The following is a 22,023-nucleotide window of genomic DNA, read 5'->3' on the forward strand; positions in this document are numbered from 1 at the left end:
CATCTGGAGGACGCATGACCAGTACGCCACTCGAAACCCTGACTGCCGCGATGGGGCCGGTCCCGGCCGGAGTCGAAATGCCCTTGCCGCCGGCGTTCGACTCAGTGGAGGAAGAGCGCCGGTACCGCAAGGCTCAACTGGCCGCAGGGTTCAGGCTGTTCGGTGCCTTCGGCTTCTCGGAGGGTGTCGCCGGCCACATCACCGTGCGCGACCCGGAGAACCCTCAGTGGTTCTGGGTCAACCCCTTCGGGATGAGCTTCAACCAGATCAAGGCCTCCGACCTCATTCTGGTCGACCACGAGGGCAACGTCATCGAGGGCAAACGGCCGGTCAACCGAGCCGCGTTCGTCATCCACTCGCAGGTCCACAAAGCCCGCCCCGACGCCCTGGCCGCAGCCCACTCCCACTCGCTGCACGGCAAGGCCTTCGCGAGCCTGGGCATCCCGCTGGACCCGATCACTCAGGACGCCTGCGCCTTCTTCGAGGACCATGGCCTTTACAGCGATTTCCGCGGTGTGGTGAGCGAGGTCGAGGAGGGCAGGCGGATCGGCGAGGCTCTCGGCCCGAACAAGGCCGTCATCCTGCAGAACCACGGCTTGCTGACCGTCGGCGAGTCGGTGGCGGAGGCGGTGTGGTGGTTCATCACCATGGAGCGCTCCTGCCAGGCCCAGCTCCTCGCCATGGCCGCTGGAACGCCGAAGCTGATCGACCGAGCAACGGCACTCCAGACACGCGAACAGGTCGGCACCCACCTCGCCGGCTGGTTCCAGGCCCAACCCCTGTGGGACCAGATCACCGCAGCGCACCCCGACCTCTTCGACTAATGCCGGATCAGGCAATGTTTGCCCTGTTGTGATGTGACGCGCCGTCCGGGTGCTGTGCCGGGCGGCGTGTGACGGTCACCCTGTCCGGGTGGCGATACGAGTGCAGGTCCGTGAGATCGATGATGACGAGGGGCAGCGGCTTCTGCGGATCGTCCGCAGGGGCACCGGGTCGGTGGTGACCTGGCGGCGGGCCCAGATGGTGCTGCTGTCCGCGCAGGGCATGCCCGTGGCCAGGATCGCCGAGGTGTCGTTCACCAGCGACGACCGGGTCCGGGACGTGATCCATAACTTCAACACGGACGGCTTCGAGTCGCTGTACCCGAAGTACAAGGGCGGCCGGCCGAAGACGTTCACACTGCCTGAACGCCGCGAGATCAAGAAGATCGCCAAGTCCAGGCCCACCGAGCACGATCTGCCGTTCTCGACCTGGAGTCTGACCAAGCTGGCGGACTTCCTGGTCGCCGAGGGGGTGGTCGACGACATCAGCCACGAGGGCCTGCGCATCCTGCTCCGCGAGGAAGGCGTCTCCTTTCAACGCCTGAAGACCTGGAAGACCTCCCGCGATCCGGACTACGCGGCCAAGAAAGCGCGGGTCGAGCACCTGTACGCGATCGCCGACGGCGAGGTCATACCCGAGGACGGCGAACCCGAAGTCATCTTCTGCATGGACGAGTTCGGGCCGCTCAACCTGATGCCCCACCCGGGCCGGCAGTGGGCCGAGCGCGGCGGCAAGCACAAGAACCCAGATCGCGAACCGCGCCGACGGCGGCGAGCGACCTACAACCGCTACGGCGGGGTGCGACACCTGTTCGCCGCCCTGGATCTGGCCAAGGACAAGCTCTACGGCCACATCAAACCGGTCAAGCGGCGCACCCAGTTCCTGGAGTTTTGCCGCTACCTGCGGACGCTCTACCCGCGAGAGGTCCGGATCGCGATCATCAGTGACAACTTCTCCCCGCACCTGACCACGAAGAAGTGCCAGCGCGTCGGCACCTGGGCTGCGGCAAACAACGTCGAGATGGCCTACACCCCGACCAACAGCTCCTGGCTCAACCGCATCGAGGCCCAGTTCACGGCCCTGCGCTACTTCACCCTCGACGGCACGGACCACGCCGACCACAAGGAACAGGGCAGCATGATCCGCCGCTACATCATTTGGCGAAACCGCCACGCCGACGACCGACGCCTACGCGCCGTCGTCGACAGGGCAAACATTGCCTGATCCGGCACTAAGAAGCCGTATCTCAGCCGATCATGGAACGTGCGGGTCGAACAGGTTTCCCGCCGGGGTGATCTTCCCGTTGTGCGCGCATGAAGACAGGGCCTCTCGGTAGCTCGGGGATGCGAATCTAACCAAGCAATGCCGGGAGGCCCTGGTGTCGTTGTTGTACGCGTCCGAGCCCGTTCAGTTCAACTCGGCTGCTCCATCGTGTGATTGCCTCGCGCATGTGTACGGCAACACGGCCAACCGTCCCGACCGGGAACGCCGGTATCCGTCGGACATGACGGACGCGGAGTGGGCGGCCATCCGGCCGCTGCTGCCGGTGCCGGCCTGGCTCCAGGGCAGAGGCGGGCAGCCCGAGGGCTACTGCCACCGCCAGCTGCTGGACGCGATCCGCTACCTGGTCGCGGGCGGGATCTCCTGGCGGGCGATGCCCGCGGACTTCCCCGACTGGGGCCGCGTCTACGCCTTCTTCCGCCGCTGGCGCGAGCACGGGCTGATCGCCGAGTTCCACGACCGGCTACGCGGGAAGGTCCGTGAGCGCGAGGGCCGTGAGGCCGAGCCCACGGCGGGGATCATCGACGCGCAGTCGGTGCGCGCCGCCGCGACGGTGCCGGCCGCCTCACGCGGCTACGACGGCGGGAAGAAGGTGCCCGGGCGTAAGCGGCACATCGTGACCGACACGCTCGGTCTGCTCCTGGTCGTCGCGGTCACCGCCGCCAACATCGGCGACCGGGACGCCGCCGTGGGCCTGCTGAGGCGGCTGCGCCGCCTGCACCGCGACATCACCCTCGTGTGGGCCGACGGCGGTTACACCGGCTCCCTCGTCGGCTGGTGCCGTCAGAAACTCGCGCTGACCTTCGAGATCGTCAAGCGCACCGACGACATGGAGGGGTTCGTGGTGCTGCCCAGGCGCTGGGTGGCAGAGCGCACGTTCGCGTGGCTGATGCATTCGCGCCGGCTGGCCCGGGACTACGAGACGTTGCCGGCCAGCAGCGAGGCGATGATCCGGTGGTCGATGGTCACGCGGATGAGCCGGCGTCTGGCACGGCCACGGGCCGCCGACCGACGCTGAACGCCCCCGACGCCTCCAGCACCAGCCACCCGCGCTCCGCCAGACGCCGGGCCTTCGAGCGCACCCCCTCGACCTTCGCCGGCGTTGTCTCCAGGCCCAGCTCAACCGTGATCTCCCTGGCCTTCAGTGGCCCCTGGCCCGCGGGCTGCCGCTCGTCGAGCACGCCCAGAATCCGCTGGTAGTCCGGCGCCAGCACCGTCACCGGCAGTCCTTCGCGCCAAGGCGGCACGATCGAGCCCGGCACCGGCGCGGGCGAGGACACGGTTTCCGCCTTCGCCTCGGTCACGGCGGTGGTCTCGGCAGCCGAGGCCGCCAGGGCCTCTACCAGCTCCTCCCGCGCGATCACCCGCCGGTCCAGCTCGACCTCCGCGGCCTCCAACACCCCAGCCAGCCGCGCGACTTCCTCCCGCAGTCCTTCCACCCGCATTCGGGCTGCTGTCTCCCGCTCCTCCAGCATTCCCAGCACCGACGCCATCGTGCACCCCTCGATCACGGAGCCGAAACAAGACGCCGCATGCCTCCCTCATTCCGAGCTAGACCATGCCTGACCAGCGGAAATCAAGCAATCATGTTCGGTTGAGATACGGCTTCTGAGGCCAACTACCGGAGATCGCAAGCCGGAATCCGGAGAACACCAGGCCATTCGTCACACGCCTCGATTGCCATCGCCTCTGGGCGGGGTTTGCCAGGTGCATAAGCGGGCGGCGCGGAGGGGGAATCTCCAGGATTTCGCGGCGTTCTTTGGTTCGTGTGGATCACGAGTTCGCCGCAAAGTGAGGGGGCCCAGGGGAAGCGGGCTGGAACCATCCATGACGTACGACATCGCGGCCCCCGAACCCGCGGGCATGGTGGCTTCGCTCAGCTCCCTGGGGTACTCACTGCCAGCTGCTGTCGCGGACCTCGTGGACAACAGCATTCTTCGGTTGATGGGAGGATCTCGGCCAGGTGGACGGTGCGTACAGGGGAGTCCTGCCGGGACAGGCCACCGCCGATGTGCATCAGGCAGGAGTTGTCCCCGGCATACAGCGCTTCGGCACGGGTTCGCGCGACACACGCCGTTTTGTCCGCGAGCATCGCCGAGGACGTGTCCGCGTTCTTCAGCGCGAACGTCCCGCCGAAGCCGCAGCACGAGTCGGCCTCCGGCAGTTCGACCAGGTCGATGCCGCGCACGGCCCGCAGCAGTGTCAACGGACGGTCGCCGACTAGCAGCAACCGCAGCGAATGGCATGTCGGGTGATAGGTAACCTGGTGCGGGTAGTACGCGCCGACATCGGTGACGCCGAGTACATCCACGAGTAGCTCGGACAGCTCGTACACCTTGGGCGCGACCTGCTCGACCGCGGCGGCCAGAGCGGCGTCGCCGTTCGCGGCGGCCAGGGTCTGGTGGTGGTGCCGGACCATCGCGGCGCAGGATCCCGAGGGGCCACGGCGTCGTAGCCGGCGAAGACGTCGGCCAACCGCCGCACCATCGGCAGCGCCTCGCGGCGGTAGCCGGTGTTGAAGTGCATCTGCCCGCAGCACGTCTGGTCCCTCGGGAACTCGACGGTATGTCCGAGCCGCTCCAGGAGCGTGACCACGGCCCTGCCGGTCTGCGGGTACAGCGTGTCGTTGAGGCACGTCATGAACAAGGCGATGCACATGGTCATCCGCCTTCCAGGCGCTTGTGGGACTTGGTCATGCGCCGACCGTGTGGCCGGCCAGCGAGTCTGCGCCGGCGTAGCGAGCGGACGTGCCCAGCTCGTCGTTAATGCGCAGCAGTCGGTTCCATTTGGCGGTGCGTTCCGAGCGGGTCATCGAGCCGACCTTGAGTTGCCCGGTGCCCCAGCCGACGGCCAGATCGGCCAGCCAGCTGTCCTCGGTCTCGCCGGAGCGTGCCGACAGCACGGTGGCATAGCCGCTGGACTTGGCGAGGGTGACGACATTGCGGGCCGCGCTAAGGGTGCCGATCTGGTTCGGCTTGACCAGCACGCTGTTGCCGACGCCAGTGTCGATGCCGCGTCGTAGGCGGCTCGGGTTGGTGACGAAGAGGTCGTCGCCGACGAGCTGGATCTGCCCCAGGGCCTTGGTGGCCTCAGCCCAGCCGGCCCAGTCGTCTTCGGCGAGAAGGTCCTCGATCGACACGATCGGGAAGTCCCGGCACCAGGTCACGGCCTCGGCCACCAGTTCGCTGGATGTCAGCGAGCGGCCCTCGTTTTCGAGGCGGTAGGTCCCTGCCTCGGTCAGCAGTTCGCTGGCGGCGACGTCCATGGCGATCGCCATCTGTTCACCGGGGCGCAGCCCGACGCGCTCGATACCGGCGACAAGCAGTTCCAGGCCGACGGTCGTTGATGGCAGTGGCGGCCCGAAGCCGCCTTCGTCGGCGACCAGGGCATGCGGGATACGGCGTTCAGCCAGGACGCCGCCGACCTGATGGCGCACGTCCCACACCCAGGTCAGGGCCTGCTCGATGTCGACTGCGCCGACGGGAACGACCAGGAGGTCCTGCACGTCCAGTGCGCCGGCGGCGTGCGCCCCGCCGGAGAAGATGTTGACCATCGGCAGCGGCAGCAATGGTTCCCGGTCTCCGGTGCACCAGCGGTACAGCGGCAGTCCGGCCTGCGCCGCGCCGGCCGTCGCCGCCGCGATCGAGACCGCGAGCACGGCGTTGGCGCCCAGCCGGGCGAGACCTTCGCTGCCGTCACAGGCGCGCAGCGCGTCGTCGATCGCCTGCTGGTCGTGGGCGTCCAGACCCCGGACGGATTCCGCCAGCTCCTCGCGGACCGAACGGATCGCCGCTGACACCCCCCGGCCGCCGAACGCCGCTCCGCCGTCCCGGAGTTCGATCGCCTCGTGGGTTCCGGTCGATGCCCCGGACGGCACGATCGCCGCGCCGACGGCGCCGCCGCGCAGGCGGACCGAGCAGGAAACGGTTGGCGTGCCGCGCGAGTCGAAGGCGAGACCTGCGGTGACGTGATCGATCGTGAAGCGGTTCATGCCGCTACCACCTTCCTCAAGGCGGCCGAGCGTTCGGCCAGCAGTCGTTCGCCCAGCCACAGGACCTGATCCCGCCCGTCCTGGTCGAGGTACTCCGCCGGCGACTTGCCGACGACCCGCGCCAGCAGCAGGCACCCGAGCTGCCCGGCCAGGTGGTCTGCTGAGAAGGGCGCGGCGTGGTTGCCGTACGCGGCATGGAACTCTGACGCCGCTGAGCGCAGCGCGTCCGCGTGCGCGGGCAGGTGTATCGACTTCATCAGCAGATGGGTGAGCATGAACGCGACGTCGAAACTGGGATCGCCCAGATGGGCGACCTCGAAGTCCACCACCCAGAGCCCGGACGGTCCGACCAGAACGTTCTTCGGCGAGTAGTCGCCGTGGACCAGACAGAGCTTGTTCGCGGCCATCCCGGCAACGACGTCGTTCACGGCATCGGCCAGCGCGGGTAGTTGTTCGGCCACCGCCCGGTAGTACGGGCCCACTCGTAGCTGGTCGAACGCCTCCGGATCGTCCAGGGCGGTCAGCCGTTCGTCGGGAACCGTCAGCTCGACCTGCCACTTCGCGAGCAGCTCGCCCAGCGTCGCCGCCACCCGCGGATCGACCGACCCGGCGAGCAGGGCGGCCTTCCAATCGGTCCAGCCGTCGGGCGCGCGGTCGATGACGATGCAGAACTCGGATTCGTCGATGTCGACGACCGACGGCACGAACTCCCGCGTGATCGTTCGGACGAGTCGGAGCCCGCGGCCCTCGTTGAGGGTGCGCTGTTGCTTGGCCTTCCACTCCTCCGCGACCCGCAGTTGCGGCAGGGACTGCTTGACCACCCAGCGCCGGCCTGCGCAGTCCACGGCCAGAACGATGTTGGAGACGCCACCCGCCAACGTCCATGCCCGGACCGGGCCGTCGACGAGCCGGCGCGCGCGCAGGTAGTCCCCGACGGTCTCGACGCTCAGCATGCCTGCGCCGCAGGCAGGCCGAGGGCGTTGAACACACCCTGGAGGTATCCGATCGCGTGGGCGCGGCCCCGGGAGCAATAGGCCTCCGAGGACGTGTCACCCCACGTGTTCGGATCACCGATCATCGCCGGCACGTGGTCGTCGATCAGAAAGCCGTCGAAGCCGCGCTCGTGCAGTCGCCGGATCACCCGAGCCGGATCGAGGTTGCCCTCGCCGAGGAAGCACTCGGTGAATCGCGGCACCGTCCCGCGGACGTCGCGAAAGTGCACATAAGCGATGGCGTCGAGCGGAGCTAGCGCGTCGATAACCTCGTTGACGCTGTCCTCGCCGGCCATCTCCGACACCGTGCCGATGCAGAAGTTCAGCCCCCAGGCCGCGCTGCCCCCGGCGCGCCGGTGCGCCTCGATCAGCGCGGCGGGAGAGGTGAAGATGCGGGCCGAGCCACCCAGCGGCTCCTCGGTCGGCGGATCGTCCGGATGCAGGGCCAGCCGCATGCCGAGCGACTCCGCGGTCGGGAGTACGGCGTCCAGGAAGTACTGGTAGTTGTCCCACATCTGCGCGGCGGTGAGCTGCTCGAGCGGTTCGTCCGGTGTGAGTCGATAGGTGGCCAGCGCGTTGCCCGCCTCGATGCGGTCGAGGTCGAACGCGGTGACCGCGGCGTTGCCGCGGCCCTTCGCGGCCATGTCCGTGCGCCAGACGAAGGTGGTGAGGAAGTTGAAGCCGAGTAGGCGGATACCGACCCGGGCCATGTTGGTCATGGTCTTGAGATAGTTCTCGATCTGCTCGTCCCGGCCGGGCACTCCGCGCTGGATCTTGGTGAAGTGCGCTGCCGGGACGTTCTCCAGGCCCTCGATGATCAAGCCGTCCGCGTCGCAGCGCTCACGCAGGGCCTGCAGTTCGGCCAGGCTCCAGTACCCGTCGGTGCCCGCGAGGTTGGTCGGACAGTGCAGTTGGATCGTCGGCAGTCCGAGCTGATGGGCGAACGTCGCCACCTTCTCGTCGTACTCGTCGACGTGGCCAAGGCTGATGCGCATCGCCATGTCGCTCACGCCTCCTGTTCGGCGGACTGCAGGCGCTGACGTTGCGTGCTCAGACCTTCGATCTGCAGTTCCATGACGTCGCCGGGCCGAAGGTAGGGGAAGCGCCCGGACACTGCGACGCCCTCCGGCGTGCCGGTGTTGACCACGTCGCCGGGCTCGAGCACCGTGACCTGGCTCAGCTGCCAGATCAGGTGGGCCACGCTGAAGACCATGTCCGCGGTGGACGAGTCCTGACGGGCTTCGCCGTTGACGCTGCTGCGCAGCCCAAGTGCCTGCGGGTCCGGGATCTCATCGGCCGTCACCAGCCAGGGCCCGAGCGGGTTGAACGTCTCGCAGCTCTTGCCCTTGGACCACTGCCCGCCGCTGGTCTCCAGCTGGAAGGCGCGCTCGGACACGTCGTTGGAGATGCAGTACCCGCCGATGTACGACAACGCGTCGGCCGGAGATTCCAGGTAGCGGGCCCGGCGGCCGATGACGACGGCGAGTTCGACCTCCCAGTCGGCCTTGGCCGAACCCCGCGGCAGCAGGACGTCGTCGTTCGGTCCCACCACCGTGTTCGGTGCCTTGTAGAACATCACCGGGTGCTCCGGCGGCTCGGCGCCGGTCTCAGCCGCGTGCGTCGCGTAGTTCATGCCGATACAGAGCACGACTCCCGGTCGGGCGATCGGCGGGCCGATCCGCAGGCCGGTCACATCCACTTCCGGCAAGGTGCCCGCGGCAAGAGCGGCCTGGACGCGTTCGACACCGTCCGTGCGCCAGAACTCCTCGCCGATGTCGGAGACGACACCGGATATATCCAGGTACCGGGTTCCGTCCAGGACGACCGGGCGTTCCGCGCCGGGCGGCCCGACTCTGAGCAACTTCACTGACATGCCTTTCTGTTCGGGTCCAGGGGGACATGGGCGGCTCGACGCGGACTCAGCCGGCGACCAGTCCACCGTCGATGACCAATTCGGTGCCGGTGATGAAAGCCGCGGCATCGGAGGCGAGATAGAGCGCGGCCTGGGCGATCTCCTCCGATGTGCCCAAACGCCCCATCGGCTGACGGGCCACCAGGTGGGCGCGGGCCGCGACCGGATCCTCCGCCTGATCCAGCAACCGGCCGACCCACGGCGAGTCGACCGTTCCGGGACATATGCAGTTGCACCGCACCCCGGTTCCCGCGTACTGCATGGCGACCTGCTTCGTGAAGGCGACAACCGCACCCTTGCTCGCGCAGTACGAGGTCCGGTCCTTCAGCCCGACCAGGCCCGCGACCGACGCGGTGTTCACGATCGCGCCGTGACCCTGAGCGAGCATGTGCGGAAGGACGTACTTGGCGCAGAGAAAGACACCGCGGGCGTTGACGGCGAACACCCGGTCCCACTCCTCAGCGGTGCACGACACCGGGTCGGTCGTCGAACCGGTGCCGGCATTGCTGCACAGGATGTCGATCCGGCCGGACTCCTCGATCACCTGCCGGACGCCGGCGGCGATGGACTGCTCGTCGGTGACGTCCATGCTCAGCGCGACTGCGCCGGGCGGACAGCCGTCAGGGACCAGGTCCCCGGCGTAGACGCGGCCTCCCTCAGCGAGAAGCTGGCGCGCCATCTCGAAGCCGATTCCCGAGCCTGCGCCGGTGACCAGCGCGGTGCGTCCGTCGAATCTGTTCATCCGGGTTCCTCTTCGAGCGTGGGTGGGCGGTTGGGTCCGACTGCGTCATTCGGTGAAGTAGTCGGGGTGCTGCGCGAGCAGCTTCGGCGCCTGTTCCAGGACCCGGCGCGCGTGGGCGCGGACGGCGGCGCATCCGTCCGGGGTCCGGCCGTCGGCGAGCGCGTCGACGATCAGACGGTGCTCGTCGATCAGGTCCCGGGTCGTCGACGGATCGGGCAGGCTGAGCCGGCGGACCCGGTCGAGCTGCAGCTTCACCCGCTGCACGGCCTGCCAGGCGCCCGGGTGGCCGCCGATCCGGAAGATCTCGATGTGCAGCGCCTCGTCCAGGCGGAACCATTCGGCCAGGTCCCCGTCGGCGTGCGCTGCTTCCTGCTTCCCGAGAATCTCGCGCAGGACGGAGACGTCGCGGACGGGCAGAGCGCAGGCCTCCTCGAAGACGGCGACCTCCAACGTTTCCCGGACGAAGCGCGCCTCCTGGGCGTCCGACATCGCGATGCGGGCCACCCGGGTGCCGACCTGCGGAACGACCTGCACCAGGCCGGCGTCGACCAGCCGGGCGACGGCCTCGCGCACGGGAGTACGACTCACCTGCAACTGCTCGGCCAGATCGGTCTCCGACAGCGCCTCGCCGGGCAGCAGGCGCAAGTCGCGGATGGCCTCGGAAAGCTCGGTGAAGACGCGGTCCGATGTCCGTCCGGTACCGCGGAGCCGGTCCACCGGGGACAAACGAGGGGCGGGCATCGGTTCCTCCTGATCGCTGGAACCGATCACGGCTCCGGTTCGAAGCGCCGTTCAGGCCGTGGTACGAGGCGTCGGCGTGAAGCATCGTTGCATGCTTGTGGACTTGTATGCAAGCATGCAACGCATTGGAGCGAAGCAGAGGGGTTGGACACCATATGGCCGAGTTGGACGGCAAGGTGGCACTGGTCACCGGTGGGGCGAGCGGCATCGGCAAGGCCGCGGCGCGGCTGTTGGCCGAGCGCGGCGCCCGCGTCACGATCTGCGGTCTGGACCGGGCCGACACCGAGGAGGCCGCAGCGGACATCGGTCAGGGTGTGCGTGGGCAGGTTGCCGACGTGAGCGACGAAACGCAGGTCGAGGCGTTGCTCGCCGAGATCGTCGAGGGTGACGGGGGCCTCGACATCCTCGTGACCGCGGCCGGAATCCAGCGTTACGGCAGCGCAGTCGACACCACCGGCGCCGACTGGGACGAGGTGCTGCGGGTGAACCTGAAGGGGACCTTCCTGCCGGTCAAGTACGCGCTGCCGCACCTGCGGACGTGCCGCGGCTCGGTGGTGATCGTGTCCTCGGTGCAGGCGTTCGTCACCCAGACGTCGGTGGCCGCCTACACGGCGAGCAAAGGCGCGCTCAACGCCTTCGCCCGCTCCGTCGCCATCGACGAGGCCCAGTACGGTGTCCGGGCCAACACCGTCTGCCCAGGATCGGTCGACACCCCCATGTTGCGCATGGCGGCCCGCAGGTTCTCCGACGGAAGCGGTGCCGGCGAGCAGGGCCTGGTCGACGCCTGGGGCCGCACGCATCCGCTCGGGCGGGTAGCCCGCGCCGAGGAGGTCGCCGAGGCGATCGCCTTCCTGGCCGGCGACCGCGCCGGCTTCATCACCGGCGTCAGTCTCCCCGTGGACGGCGGGCTGCTCGCCGCGGTCGCCGTGGCGCTGCCCGAATGAGCGCCCTGAGCGGCGGGCGACCCGCCCGCATCCGGGTGACAGAATGCTGCCGAACCGGTGGCGATCTACTCGTCGGCGCTTCCATGGATTGGGGGTCGTCATGACGGTGGCCCCGCAGATCTCGGTCGCCGTAGCAGCGACCGCCCGGGTCGGAGAAGGACCGGTGTGGGACGCCGCAGCGAACCGCCTGCACTGGGTCGACATCCTGCGCGGTGCGATTCACACCAGCGACCTGACGACCGGGGCTACGACGTCACTTGCGACGCCGACGCTGCTGGGTGCGGCTGTGCCCCGGCTTGGCGGCGGCCTCGTCGCCGCTACCGCCGAAGGGTTCGCGGAGGTCGGCTCGGACGGGACGTTCGACACGCGGTGCCCGATCCTGTCACCAGGCCTGCGCATGAACGACGGGAAGTGCGATCCCCAGGGGCGGTTCTGGGCCGGGAGCACCGACATGGACTTCCGCCCCGGTGCGGGCGCCCTGCACGTCCTCGGTCCTGACTGGTCGACGCGCACCGCGCTGGACGGGCTGACCCTGCCCAACGGTCTGGGCTGGAGTCCGGACGGCACGACCTTCTATCTCATCGACACCATTCCCGCCCAGGTCTGGGCGTTCGCCTTCGACGGCGCCACCGGAGCGCTGAGCGAGCGGCGGCTTCTACGCCAGTTCGAGGCCGGTGTCGGCCTGCCGGACGGCATGTGTGTGGACGCGGATGGACGGCTGTGGATCGCCATGTGGGGTGGCGCGCGCGTGGTGTGTCTGTCACCTGACGGAAAGGCAGTTCGCAGCGTCGAGATGCCGGTCGCGCAACCGTCCTCCTGTGCCTTCGCCGGACCTCGGCTCGACCGGCTGGCGGTGACCTCCGCCCGGGAAGGTCTCGACCTGACAGCGCAAGCCCCCGACGGTTCGGTCTTCGTCGTGGACGGTCTGAGTGTCTGCGGCCTGCCAACCCGTCTGTTCGGAAGCTGAGAGATGACGATTCACGGCAAACCGGGTGCGGACACCGCGATCACGCTGCGCAGCGCAGAAATCGACGTCGTCCTGCTCCCGGCCAAGGGCGCCGACATCTACTCGTTCATCGACCGGGCAAGCGGTATCGATGTGCTCTTCAAGGCCCCATGGGGCTGGCGCGATCCGCGCTCACTGCCGGCCCTGGCCGACAGTCAGGCCGACTGGCTTGCACGGTATGCGGGCGGCTGGCAGACCCTGTTCCCCAACGCTGGGCCTGAGCGCACCGTCGACGGAGTCCGCCGCGGATTCCACGGCGAGGCGGCGGTCGTGCCGTGGACGGTGCTGGAGCAGGACGCCGCCCGCGTCCGGCTGGCGGTGAACCTGACGACCGTTCCGGTCCGACTGGAGCGTACGGTGACCGTAACCGGCCCCGATCTGAACGTCGTGGACAGCGCGCAGAACCTGTCGGCCGACCCGGTCGAGTACATGTGGGTGCAGCACCCGGCGTTCGGCGCGCCGTTCATCGACGGGCGCTGCCGGATCGACACGTCGGCGCGCACCCTGATCACCGATGCCGAGGCACCGGGAACCGTCCTGCCCGCCGACGCCGTCCTCGGCTTCCCCGACGCCGGAGGCGGGACCGACCTTCGGGCGGTACCGGCACCGACTGCTCCCCGCGAAATCTTCGCCGCACTCACCGATTTCACCGACGGCTGGTTCTCGATCACGAGTCCGTCCGCCGGCTTCGGTGTTCGGCTGGAATGGGACGTCGCCGTGTACCCGCATGCGTGGTTCTGGCAAGAATGCCATGCCAGCAAGGGATTTCCGTGGTTTCGCCGGGCATACGCGTTGGCCGTCGAGCCGGCCAACGCGCTGCCCGGAGCCGGGCCGGTCGGACGGTGGCGCCGCGGATCCGAGGCGACGCTGGCCGGTGGCGCGAGCGTCACCACTGGGCTGCGGCTGAGCCGCGTCCCGTTGGTGGCCTTCTGATAAGCCCGGGCGGCTACCGAAGCGCGGTCTTCATGCGGTCCAGCCCGCAGACGAGATGCTCGCGCATCGCGGTCGAGGCCGCCTCCGGGTCGCCTGCGGCGATCGCGGCCATGATCGCCCGATGCTCCAGCCAGGCCTGCTCGCCCGCGCCGTGCAGGCCGTACACGGTGTAGCGGCGCATGTGCAGCAGGGTCTGGGCCAGGTTGTTGACGACGACGCCGTTGCCGGCCTGCCGCGCGATGCTGCAGTGGAAGTCGACGTCGCGCTGGGCAAGGTCATCATCGTCGGGGGCCGTGGTGATGAGTCGCGTGATCTCGTTGCCGTCGCAGAGTGATTCCAACTCGGCGACGGCAGCGGCGTGCTGGTGCCGAGCCGCGCGCGCGGCGGTAGGCGGCTCGATGAGCAGCCGGTAGTCGTAGAGCTCTGCGATCGTACGGGAGTCGAGCAGCTGGGAGGCGGTGAAGCCCCGGTAGGGCTCCTTGGCCACCAGGCCGTCGGCCTCCAGACGGGCCAGGGCCTGCCGGACCGGGGTGTTCGAAACGTGCAGCTCCCGGGCGAGTTTGTCGAGGTTGAGACGGGACCCCGGAGCGATGCGCTGCGACATGAGCCCCTCCCGGAGGATCTCGTAGACCTCGTCGGCCAGCACACTGCGCTGGGGGCGTGGCAGCGACGGCCGGCTCACGGGTTCCGGAACATCCGATCCCGACAAATCTGGCATATCGGCTCCTCGGTAAGCATGATGGCCACCATTCCGGGCCGGATCATGTGCAGCGGATGGTGACCCTTGACTCTGGCGACGACGGATCGGACCGTAGCGGAATCATGCACGAAGTTTCCAGCAGCTTTCGAACAGGTGAACATCACCGCCCGCCTTGGAGGAGACCTTGAGAATCCGACGTGCATCCGCCCGCCCCTGGAGAGCCGCAATACCCGCCCTCCTCGCCTGTGTCGCCCTGACCGCCACCGCGTGTGGCTCGTCGTCGGGCAAGGAGGCCGCGGTGAAGGACGATCCGAACGCCACCGTGCTGGTGTGGACCGACTCGACGCGCCAGCCCGCGTTCCAGGCATTCCAGAAGGCCAACCCGAAGACGAAGGTGAAGATCAAGGTCGTTGACCCCGCGTCACTGCTGAGTAAGATCCAGCTCGCGAACCGGGTGGGCTCCGGTTGGCCGGACGTCATCTTCGACTCACTGCCCAGCGACGTCGCATCGCTGTCGAGCCCGCTGTTCAAGTACGCGCAGCCCCTGAACAGTCTGGTTCCGCGGGACGTGCAGAACAACTTCGCCACCCACAACGCCGCGTGCACCATCGACGGGAAGTTGTACTGCCTGCAGAACGACCTGGCGCAGGACGTGCTCTGGTACAACAAGCCGCTGATGGCCAAGTTCGGGTACCAGGTCCCAAAGACCTGGGATGAGTACCAGGCCCTCGGCGTGCGGGTCGCCAAGGAGCACCCCGGCTACATCATCGGTGCGGCCGGCGCGAGCACGGTGTACTACGACTACCTCTGGAGCAGCGGTTGCCCGCTCCAGTCGGTCGTCAGCAGCACCCAGGTGACGATCAACACGAAGGATCCGAAGTGCACACGGGTGGCGTCCCTGCTGGACCCGCTGCTGGCCAACGGATCTGTCTCCCGGCTCAGCCCGGTCGACCCGGCGACCTACAAGCTGGCGCAGTCCGGCAAGCTGCTGATGCAGCCCGCGGCGTCCTGGTTCGGCCAGTACGTCTTCAAGGCCAAGGCCAGCTACGGATTCCCGAACGGTGAGCTCGCCGCGGCGCCGATGCCGACCTGGGCCGGCGAGACCACGAACTTCTCCGGTGCCCAGGGCGGCGGGATCTACGTGGTGTCTTCCCACGCGAAAAACAAGACCGGCGCTGTCGCAGTCGCCCAGTGGGTGGCGACCAACAACACGTACCAGTCGACCGCGCCGACCTACCCGGCCTACATCCCCGCGGCTCAGGCTTGGCTGGCACAGTTGAAGGCCGATCCGTTCTACGCCAAGGACCCGTCCGCGGTGCTGCAGGCGGCCGCGGGCAAGATCAACCCGGCCGAAGGCCCGACGCGGTACCCGATCGAGGGGCCGGTCAACTCGACGGTGGTGGCCGCGATCACGGGTGGCCAGTCGATCGCCTCCGCGTTCCCCGCACTCCAGACCCAGCTGTCCGGTCTGGCGCAGACCGCGGGCTACCAGGTCGCGCCCTAGGCCCTAGACCCACGATTCGCCGGGACGGGTGACAACCCCGACGACAGTTGACAACGCGCGGCGGTGGGAGCGGCACGGCCCGTCTCCCACCGTTCGCCCAAGCGGATTCAGACGGAGGGCAGTCAGATGGTGCAAGTCAGGCGAGGCGCGGTACGGCGCACCGTGACCGGATGGTTCTTCGCCGCCCCGTACGCGGTTCTGCTCGCGGCCTTCGGACTCATTCCGACCGGATATGCGATCTACGAGTCGCTGCACACCGCGGCCCAGCCGTCGCAGCTGAGCTTCGGCAACTACTCGACGGTCTTCGAGGACTTCCGGTTCTGGCCGGCCGTCATCGACGTCGCGGTATTCATGGCCGTGTGGATTCCTGTGATGGTCGTCGGGACCCTGCTGCTGGCGCTGCTCCTGCACGAGAAGACCGGTCGCCTGAGCAGCGGCCTACGACTCGTCTACTTCCTGCCCGGCGCGGTCACCGGATCGGCGGCGGTCATGCTGTGGTACTTCATGCTCAGCCCGGAGGTGAGCCCGTTCGCGCCCGCGCTGCACGCCTTGGGCTGGCATACCAACAACGAGATGTTCACCCAGGGCCATCTGGCACTGATCTTCGCGCTCGTCGCGTTCGTCACCGGCGTCGGACAGTGGATCGTGATCATGTTCGGGGCCCTTCAGACGATCCCGCAGGAGATCCTGGAGGCCGCCCGCATGGACGGCGCGGGCGCGATTCGCTCCGCCGTGCAGATCAAGCTGCCGCTGGTAGGCAAGTACGTCGTCTACATGGTCATCCTGTCGTTCGCCTTCGCCCTGCAGATCTTCGTAGAGCCGCAGCTGATCTACTCGATCACGCATGCGGGGTCGTCGTGGTGGTCGCTGAACCAGCTCGGCTACACCTTCGCCTTCGAACAGGGTGACTTCGGTCAGGCGGCCACCGTGTCGGTCGTGCTGCTGGTCCTGTCCTCCCTGGCCGCGTTGCTGCTCGTGTTCCGTACCAGCTTCTTCCAGACCGAGGTCGACGCATGACGATGACATCTTTCAAGGGGACAGCCCCCGTCCGGGATGCCCGTGGACCAGCACCCGCCCGACGCCGACGGCAGACGGTCTCACCGTTGGCGGCACTGCGGCTCCTGATCCTGTTCGGCTTCGCGGCATTCTGTCTGATCCCGCTCGTATGGCTGGTTCTGGCGCCGACCAAGACCGACGATCAGCTGCTCAAGTCACCGATGTCGATCGGCTCCTTCAGTCGGATGGTGCTGGCCTGGAAGCACCTGGCTCGATACAACAACGGTGTCATGTACCACTGGATGCTCAATTCCGTGTACTACACGGTCATCCCGCTCGTCATCACCGTCACCGTGGCTCTGCTCGCCGCCTACGCACTGGCGACCATGCGCTTCCCCGGGCGGAAGCTGATCCTCACCATCACGCTGCTGGCGATGGTGCTTCCCGCCACAGCGGTCGTGCTGCCGCTGTTTCTGGAGATCAACGCCCTGCATCTGACCAACACCGCCGCGTCGGTGATCCTGCCATCGTCGTTCTTCCCGTTCGGCGTGTACCTCGCCTTCATCTTCTTCGCGACGTCGCTGCCGAAGGAACTGCTCGAGGCCGCGCGGATCGACGGCTGCTCCGAGCTGCGCATGTTCTTCCACGTGGCGCTGCCGCTCGCCAGACCGCTGATCGCGCTCCTGTCCTTCTTCAGCTTCGTTGCGAACTGGAGCAACTTCTTCCTGCCCTACGTGATGCTGTCCGACGACACCAAGTACAACCTGCCGGTCGGCCTCGGCTCGCTCATCGCCAGCACGCCCGCGCTGCAGCCCGGCGCCGGCGGCGCTGTCACCTTCCTGCCGATCACCTACCCCGAGGCGGCCATGGCAGGGCTCATCGTGGTGTTGCCGATCGCTGTGCTCTTCCTCTTCTTCCAGCGATTCCTGGTCCGCGGCATCCTCAGCGGCTCGACCAAGGGCTGACCCGGCCGACCCCTTCGACGCAGCACACAACCAGCATTCGCCCACGCCTTGGAGCAGCCTTCATGAAGATCACTTCCGTCGACGTGCGGCTTGTCGACGAACCCGCGGTGACGCCGAGCTTCCGCTGGCGTCGCGGGCTACCGGGCTCGGACGGGCCCCGGACCGGGGCCTGGCTGGTCATCGGTACCGACGAAGGGCTGCGAGGTTACGCCTACTGCCGGCGCGGGCTGATCCTCGCCGACCTGGTCGAGCGCCGCATCCGCGCCGAACTGGTGGGCACCGACCCGCTGCGGCGGGAGTGGCTCTGGCAGCGTATGTGGGAACTCGACCGCATCGAGGAGTTCCCGGTCTACATCCAGGGGCCCGTCGACGACGCACTGTGGGACCTGGCAGGCAAGGCCGCCGGACTTCCGGTGCACGAACTGATCGGCTCCTACCGCGACTCGATCCCGGCCTACGCCTCCACGGTCACCTTCGACAGCGTCGAAGAGTACCTCGACGTCGCCGACCAGTGCCTCGAGCTCGGATTCCCGGCCATCAAGCTACACGCCTGGGGTGACGCCCGCCGTGACGCCGAGCTGGCCGTCGCGCTGCGCGAGCACGTCGGCGAGGCGGTCCCGCTCATGTACGACGGTTCAGCGGGCTTCGACCTGACGGACGCGGTCTATCTCGGCCGGGCGCTCGGGGACGCGGGCTACCTCTGGTACGAGGAGCCGATGCGCGAGTTCAGCGTCACCGCCTACCGCGCGCTCGGCGAGCGGGTCGATGTGCCGCTGCTGGTGGCCGAGACCAGCGACGGAGCGCACATGAACACGGGAGACTTCATCGCCTCCGGATGCGCCTCCGCCGTGCGCACCGGCAGCGGACTGAAGGGTGGCATCACCGGGTCGCTGCGGATAGCCCACCTCGCCGAGTCCTACCTGCTGCGCGCCGAAGTACACGGCGGCGGCCTGCCCAACACCCACCTGTGCATGGCGATTCCCAACACGACCTACTACGAGTGCCTCGTCGATTCGAACCCCGTTCGCCGTGCCGCCGAGGTGGACTCCTCCGGACTCGTGCACGCGCCGGAGGGTCCCGGCATGGGCTATGAGCAGGTCTGGAACGGCGACGAGCCCTCCGCTGCTTCCGCGGAGCTGCCCCGTGACCGCTGAGCCGACGAAGCCGAAGGTGGGGACGACATGTCAGTAATCACCCACGCCCAGGCGTATCTCGTGGACCTTCCGGTCGAGACGCACAGGACCGATGCTTCGCAGTCGTTCCTCAAGCAGGAGACGATCTTCGTCGAGATCACCACCGCCGACGGCGGAACCGGGCGGGGATACTCCTACACGATCGGCACCGGCGGAACCGCCGTGCTCGCCATGCTCACCGACTACCTGCTTCCCCGCCTCATCGGACAGGATGCGGGCCGACCCGAGTCGATCTGGCGGAACCTGTACTTCGCGACGCGGGCCACCGCGATCGGCGCCGTTACCTCGCTCGCGCTCGCGGCGGTCGACGCGGCGGTGTGGGATGTCCGCTGCCGGAACGCGGGACTTCCGCTGTGGCAGCTGGCCGGCGGCGCCAAGGACCGCATCCCGCTGTACGACACCGAGGTCGGCTGGCTCCACCTGAGTGCCGATGAACTGGTCGAAGGCGCGAAAGCCGCGGTGCAGGCCGGACTGAGCGGCGTCAAGGTCAAGGTCGGCAAGCCGTCCCACGTGGAGGACGCCGAGCGACTGACCGCGATCCGCACCGCCCTCGGACCCGATGTGGACATCATGGTCGACGCGAACCAGTCCCTGACCGCCGCTGATGCGGTCCGGCTGGCCCGGGCTCTGGAACACCTCGACCTGCGTTGGCTCGAAGAACCGCTGCCGGCCGACGACGTCGCCGGGCACGAGGCGCTGTCCCGATCGACCTCGATCCCGATCGCGGTGGGGGAGTCCCTGTACTCGGCCGGCCAGTTCGCCGAGTACCTCAAGCGCGACGCCGCCTCGATCGTGCAGGTCGACGTGGCCCGCATCGGCGGCATCACACCCTGGCTGAAGGTCGCGCACCTGGCCGAGGCCCACAACGTGGCGGTGTGCCCGCACTTCCTGATGGAGCTGCACGTCAGCCTGTGCGCGGCTGTCCCCAACAGCCGCTACCTGGAGCACATTCCGCAGCTCCGCGCGATCACCAAGGCCGGCATCGAGATCGTGGACGGTCAGGCGCTCGCCCCGTCGAGCGTCGGCCTGGGGATCGACTGGGACCTCGACGCGATCGACGACCTGCGGACCGCCTGAGATGACGGCGGCGACCACCACACCCAGCACTACGGCGAGTTCACGGCTCGCGAGGAGGAGTTGAGCGGCATGCAGAGGTTCGCGGCGGTGATCCGCCTGCGTCCGGAGAAAGAGGCGGAGTACCGAGCCCTGCACGCGGAGGCGTGGCCGGGCGTGCTCGACGCCTTGCGCCGTGCCCACGTGGGCAACTACTCGATCTTTCTTCGCGACGGCCTGTTGTTCAGCTACCTCGAGTACCACGGCAACGACTACGAGTCCGACATGGCGGCCATCGTCGAGGACGAGACCAGCCGCCGCTGGTGGAAGCTCACCGACCCCTGCCAGCAGCCGGTCGACTCGGCGGCCGAGGGCGAGTGGTGGGCACCGGCCGAAGAAGTCTTCCATCTCGACTAAAGGGACGAGTACCGTGCGCATCGACGCCCATCATCACGTGTGGGATCTGGTCGTCCGCGACCAGCCCTGGACCGCGGGACTGCCGGTCCTGCGGAAGTCCTTCGACATGGAGGAGCTCCACCCGTTGCTCGACGCTCACGGCATCGACGCGACCTGCCTGGTGCAGACGGTGTGCGTTGCCGAGGAGACGCCCGAACTGCTTCTGCTCGCTGCGGCAGACCCCGCGATCTCTGGGGTCGTCGGCTGGACGGACCTCACCGCGGTCGATGCCGCCGACCGGCTCGCTGCTCTGCAAGCCGGTCCTGGTAGGGGCGCCCTGGTCGGCATCCGGCACCAGGTGCAGCAGGAGCCCGACCCGCGCTGGCTGTGCCGACCGGACGTGCGCCGGGGCCTGGAGGCTGTCGGCGCCGCAGGCCTGGCGTTCGACCTGCTGGTGACACCGCCCCAGCTCGCCGCGGCGGTCGAGACGGTCCGGGACCTGCCGGGCGTCAGATTCGTCCTCGATCACGGCGGCAAACCCGAAATCGCCGACGGCAGGGTCGAGCCCTGGCGCACCGCGATCGCGGAACTCGGCGCAGCGCCCAACGTCGCCGTCAAGCTCTCCGGCCTGACCACGGAGGCCGACCACGGATCGTGGACCGTCGACCAGTTGCGTCCGTACACTGAGACGCTGCTTGACTCCTTCGGCCCGGACCGGGTGATGTTCGGCTCGGACTGGCCGGTGTGCCTGCTGGCCGGGTCCTACGACACGACGATCGCCGCGGCCGAGGCCCTGACCGGCAAGCTCGACGAGGCCGAGCGCGCCCAGGTCTTCGGCGGCACCGCCGCCCACTGGTATGGGCTCGCGACATGAGGACCGCCCACCTGGGACGCACCCAGGTCACCGTCACCGCCCTCGGATTCGGTGCCGCGCCGATCGGCAATCTCTACCGCGCCACCGACGAGGCCACCGCCCGCGCGGCGGTCGACGCTGCCTGGGACCATGGTGTGCGGTACTTCGACACCGCCCCGCACTACGGTCTGGGCCTGTCCGAACTGCGGCTGGGGCGCGCCTTGGCCGAGCGCCCGCGCGACCAGTTCACCGTGTCGACGAAGATCGGCCGGGTCCTGGTGCCGAACCCGGCGCCCACCGGCTCGGACCTGGCCGCCGGCGGCTTCGCGGTGCCGGACGAGCTGACGCGGGTACACGACTACTCCCGGGACGGTGTGCGACGCAGCCTGGACGCCAGCCTGGAAAGGCTCGGGCTGGACCGTATCGACATAGTCTATGTTCACGATCCCGACGACCACATGGACGCCGCGATCCATCAGGCGATCCCCGCACTCGTTGAGCTTCGCGAGCAGGGCGTCATCGGCGCGATCGGCGCCGGGATGAACACCGTCGATCCGCTGCGCCGGTTCGTGGCGGAGTCCGACGTCGACGTCGTGATGGTGGCCGGCCGGTGGACGCTCCTCGACCGCTCCGCGGTACCGCTGCTCACCGAATGCAACCAGTGGGGAGTCAGCGTGGTCGCGGCCGCGCCGTTCAACTCAGGGCTGCTGGCACGCCCCTACCCACCCGACGACGCCTACTTCGACTACGGACCTGCTCCCGCCCCGGTCCTCGATCAGGCCAGAACACTAGCCCGCGTGTGCACCGAGCACGGCACCACGCTGCCGCACGCGGCGATGCGGTTTCCGCTGATCAGCCGTACTGTCGCGGCTGTCGTCGCGGGACCGCGCAGCGCTGAGCAGGCCGCGCAGAACGCCGCCTGGGTCGCCAAGGCGGTGCCGGCCACCCTCTGGCCGGCGTTGGAGGCCGCGCGGAGCGGGTGAACTGCCGTGCCCGACA

22 protein-coding genes and 1 pseudogene are annotated in these 22,023 nt (G+C 68.4%); 14 read left to right on the forward strand and 9 right to left on the reverse strand.

Annotated elements, in window-relative coordinates:
* Positions 1-14 precede the first annotated feature (14 nt).
* From OHA03_RS41030 to OHA03_RS41040, 3 genes are all read left to right on the forward strand, one after another.
* Positions 15-824 carry a class II aldolase/adducin family protein gene (locus tag OHA03_RS41030; protein ID WP_267009042.1) on the forward strand — a complete coding sequence of 270 codons (810 nt, stop codon included), beginning with the start codon at positions 15-17 and terminating at the stop codon, positions 822-824.
* Positions 825-912: 88 nt separating this feature from the next.
* Positions 913-2,046: an IS630 family transposase gene (locus OHA03_RS41035; protein WP_267004921.1), complete on the forward strand. Its 1,134-nt coding sequence runs from the start codon at positions 913-915 to the stop codon at positions 2,044-2,046.
* A gap of 280 nt (positions 2,047-2,326) precedes the next feature.
* Positions 2,327-3,121, forward strand: a complete 795-nt coding sequence (locus OHA03_RS41040) for an IS5 family transposase (RefSeq protein ID WP_267009650.1) — start codon at positions 2,327-2,329, stop codon at positions 3,119-3,121.
* On the opposite strand, the gene OHA03_RS41045 is transcribed toward OHA03_RS41040, so the two are convergent.
* From OHA03_RS41045 to OHA03_RS41080, 8 genes and pseudogenes are all read right to left on the reverse strand, one after another.
* Positions 3,069-3,596 carry a hypothetical protein gene (locus tag OHA03_RS41045; protein ID WP_267009043.1) on the reverse strand — a complete coding sequence of 176 codons (528 nt, stop codon included), beginning with the start codon at positions 3,594-3,596 and terminating at the stop codon, positions 3,069-3,071. The genes OHA03_RS41040 and OHA03_RS41045 overlap by 53 nt on opposite strands.
* Positions 3,597-3,979: 383 nt before the next feature.
* Positions 3,980-4,761, reverse strand: a pseudogene (locus OHA03_RS41050) ((Fe-S)-binding protein).
* 34 nt (positions 4,762-4,795) lie between these two features.
* On the reverse strand, positions 4,796-6,094 hold the full coding sequence (gene eno / locus OHA03_RS41055) for a phosphopyruvate hydratase (protein ID WP_267009044.1): 1,299 nt from the start codon (positions 6,092-6,094) through the stop codon (positions 4,796-4,798).
* Positions 6,091-7,047, reverse strand: coding sequence for a phosphotransferase family protein (locus OHA03_RS41060; RefSeq protein WP_267009045.1), 957 nt, complete (start codon positions 7,045-7,047; stop codon positions 6,091-6,093). Before OHA03_RS41060 ends, eno begins: the two co-directional genes overlap by 4 nt.
* A complete protein-coding gene (locus OHA03_RS41065) occupies positions 7,041-8,087 on the reverse strand; it encodes a mannonate dehydratase (RefSeq protein ID WP_267009046.1) in 1,047 nt (348 codons plus the stop codon). The genes OHA03_RS41060 and OHA03_RS41065 overlap by 7 nt, the downstream gene beginning before the upstream one ends.
* 5 nt (positions 8,088-8,092) lie before the next feature.
* Positions 8,093-8,953 (reverse strand): fumarylacetoacetate hydrolase family protein, encoded by an 861-nt coding sequence (locus tag OHA03_RS41070; protein ID WP_267009047.1) that lies wholly within the window; start codon positions 8,951-8,953, stop codon positions 8,093-8,095.
* A 52-nt stretch (positions 8,954-9,005) separates the two neighbouring features.
* The gene (locus OHA03_RS41075) at positions 9,006-9,740 is read right to left on the reverse strand and encodes an SDR family NAD(P)-dependent oxidoreductase (protein ID WP_267009048.1); all 735 of its coding nucleotides are present in this window, start codon (positions 9,738-9,740) and stop codon (positions 9,006-9,008) included.
* Between the two features lie 45 nt (positions 9,741-9,785).
* Positions 9,786-10,481: a GntR family transcriptional regulator gene (locus tag OHA03_RS41080; RefSeq protein WP_267009049.1), complete on the reverse strand. Its 696-nt coding sequence runs from the start codon at positions 10,479-10,481 to the stop codon at positions 9,786-9,788.
* Between the two features lie 155 nt (positions 10,482-10,636).
* On the opposite strand from OHA03_RS41080, the gene OHA03_RS41085 reads away from it, so the two are divergent.
* From OHA03_RS41085 to OHA03_RS41095, 3 genes are all read left to right on the forward strand, one after another.
* The gene (locus OHA03_RS41085; RefSeq protein WP_267009050.1) at positions 10,637-11,425 is read left to right on the forward strand and encodes an SDR family NAD(P)-dependent oxidoreductase; all 789 of its coding nucleotides are present in this window, start codon (positions 10,637-10,639) and stop codon (positions 11,423-11,425) included.
* A gap of 100 nt (positions 11,426-11,525) precedes the next feature.
* On the forward strand, positions 11,526-12,392 hold the full coding sequence (locus OHA03_RS41090; protein WP_267009051.1) for an SMP-30/gluconolactonase/LRE family protein: 867 nt from the start codon (positions 11,526-11,528) through the stop codon (positions 12,390-12,392).
* A 3-nt stretch (positions 12,393-12,395) separates the two neighbouring features.
* Positions 12,396-13,364 carry an aldose 1-epimerase gene (locus OHA03_RS41095; protein ID WP_267009052.1) on the forward strand — a complete coding sequence of 323 codons (969 nt, stop codon included), beginning with the start codon at positions 12,396-12,398 and terminating at the stop codon, positions 13,362-13,364.
* A gap of 13 nt (positions 13,365-13,377) precedes the next feature.
* Here OHA03_RS41095 and OHA03_RS41100 read toward each other — a convergent pair whose 3' ends face one another.
* A complete protein-coding gene (locus OHA03_RS41100; RefSeq protein ID WP_267009053.1) occupies positions 13,378-14,046 on the reverse strand; it encodes a GntR family transcriptional regulator in 669 nt (222 codons plus the stop codon).
* 202 nt (positions 14,047-14,248) lie between these two features.
* Here OHA03_RS41100 and OHA03_RS41105 point away from each other — a divergent pair, with 202 nt between their 5' ends.
* From OHA03_RS41105 to OHA03_RS41140, 8 genes are all read left to right on the forward strand, one after another.
* Entirely contained in the window at positions 14,249-15,568 is a 1,320-nt protein-coding gene (locus OHA03_RS41105) for an ABC transporter substrate-binding protein (protein ID WP_267009054.1), read from the forward strand.
* Between the two features lie 126 nt (positions 15,569-15,694).
* On the forward strand, positions 15,695-16,585 hold the full coding sequence (locus OHA03_RS41110) for a carbohydrate ABC transporter permease (RefSeq protein WP_267009055.1): 891 nt from the start codon (positions 15,695-15,697) through the stop codon (positions 16,583-16,585).
* 86 nt (positions 16,586-16,671) lie between these two features.
* Positions 16,672-17,529, forward strand: coding sequence for a carbohydrate ABC transporter permease (locus OHA03_RS41115; RefSeq protein WP_267009056.1), 858 nt, complete (start codon positions 16,672-16,674; stop codon positions 17,527-17,529).
* Between the two features lie 62 nt (positions 17,530-17,591).
* A complete protein-coding gene (locus OHA03_RS41120; protein ID WP_267009057.1) occupies positions 17,592-18,683 on the forward strand; it encodes an enolase C-terminal domain-like protein in 1,092 nt (363 codons plus the stop codon).
* A 27-nt stretch (positions 18,684-18,710) separates the two neighbouring features.
* The gene (locus OHA03_RS41125) at positions 18,711-19,799 is read left to right on the forward strand and encodes a mandelate racemase/muconate lactonizing enzyme family protein (protein ID WP_267009058.1); all 1,089 of its coding nucleotides are present in this window, start codon (positions 18,711-18,713) and stop codon (positions 19,797-19,799) included.
* Positions 19,800-19,868: 69 nt separating this feature from the next.
* Positions 19,869-20,192, forward strand: a complete 324-nt coding sequence (locus tag OHA03_RS41130) for an L-rhamnose mutarotase (protein WP_267009059.1) — start codon at positions 19,869-19,871, stop codon at positions 20,190-20,192.
* Between the two features lie 13 nt (positions 20,193-20,205).
* Positions 20,206-21,045 (forward strand): amidohydrolase, encoded by an 840-nt coding sequence (locus tag OHA03_RS41135; protein ID WP_267009060.1) that lies wholly within the window; start codon positions 20,206-20,208, stop codon positions 21,043-21,045.
* Positions 21,042-22,007, forward strand: coding sequence for an aldo/keto reductase (locus OHA03_RS41140; protein WP_267009061.1), 966 nt, complete (start codon positions 21,042-21,044; stop codon positions 22,005-22,007). Before OHA03_RS41135 ends, OHA03_RS41140 begins: the two co-directional genes overlap by 4 nt.
* The last annotated feature ends 16 nt before the right edge of the window (positions 22,008-22,023 follow it).

It is taken from the genome of Streptomyces sp. NBC_00154, from assembly GCF_026342835.1.
Taxonomy (GTDB): domain Bacteria; phylum Actinomycetota; class Actinomycetes; order Streptomycetales; family Streptomycetaceae; genus Streptomyces.

Coding starts and splice junctions, on each gene's coding strand:
- OHA03_RS41125 (WP_267009058.1), top strand. CDS start 18,711: ATGTCAGTAATCACCCACGCCCAGGCGTATCTCGTGGACCTTCCGGTC.
- OHA03_RS41060 (WP_267009045.1), bottom strand. CDS start 7,047: ATGCTGAGCGTCGAGACCGTCGGGGACTACCTGCGCGCGCGCCGGCTC.
- OHA03_RS41030 (WP_267009042.1), top strand. CDS start 15: ATGACCAGTACGCCACTCGAAACCCTGACTGCCGCGATGGGGCCGGTC.
- OHA03_RS41140 (WP_267009061.1), top strand. CDS start 21,042: ATGAGGACCGCCCACCTGGGACGCACCCAGGTCACCGTCACCGCCCTC.
- OHA03_RS41095 (WP_267009052.1), top strand. CDS start 12,396: ATGACGATTCACGGCAAACCGGGTGCGGACACCGCGATCACGCTGCGC.
- OHA03_RS41045 (WP_267009043.1), bottom strand. CDS start 3,596: ATGGCGTCGGTGCTGGGAATGCTGGAGGAGCGGGAGACAGCAGCCCGA.
- OHA03_RS41110 (WP_267009055.1), top strand. CDS start 15,695: ATGGTGCAAGTCAGGCGAGGCGCGGTACGGCGCACCGTGACCGGATGG.
- OHA03_RS41085 (WP_267009050.1), top strand. CDS start 10,637: ATGGCCGAGTTGGACGGCAAGGTGGCACTGGTCACCGGTGGGGCGAGC.
- OHA03_RS41130 (WP_267009059.1), top strand. CDS start 19,869: ATGCAGAGGTTCGCGGCGGTGATCCGCCTGCGTCCGGAGAAAGAGGCG.
- eno (WP_267009044.1), bottom strand. CDS start 6,094: ATGAACCGCTTCACGATCGATCACGTCACCGCAGGTCTCGCCTTCGAC.
- OHA03_RS41090 (WP_267009051.1), top strand. CDS start 11,526: ATGACGGTGGCCCCGCAGATCTCGGTCGCCGTAGCAGCGACCGCCCGG.
- OHA03_RS41075 (WP_267009048.1), bottom strand. CDS start 9,740: ATGAACAGATTCGACGGACGCACCGCGCTGGTCACCGGCGCAGGCTCG.
- OHA03_RS41065 (WP_267009046.1), bottom strand. CDS start 8,087: ATGGCGATGCGCATCAGCCTTGGCCACGTCGACGAGTACGACGAGAAG.
- OHA03_RS41120 (WP_267009057.1), top strand. CDS start 17,592: ATGAAGATCACTTCCGTCGACGTGCGGCTTGTCGACGAACCCGCGGTG.
- OHA03_RS41040 (WP_267009650.1), top strand. CDS start 2,327: ATGACGGACGCGGAGTGGGCGGCCATCCGGCCGCTGCTGCCGGTGCCG.
- OHA03_RS41080 (WP_267009049.1), bottom strand. CDS start 10,481: ATGCCCGCCCCTCGTTTGTCCCCGGTGGACCGGCTCCGCGGTACCGGA.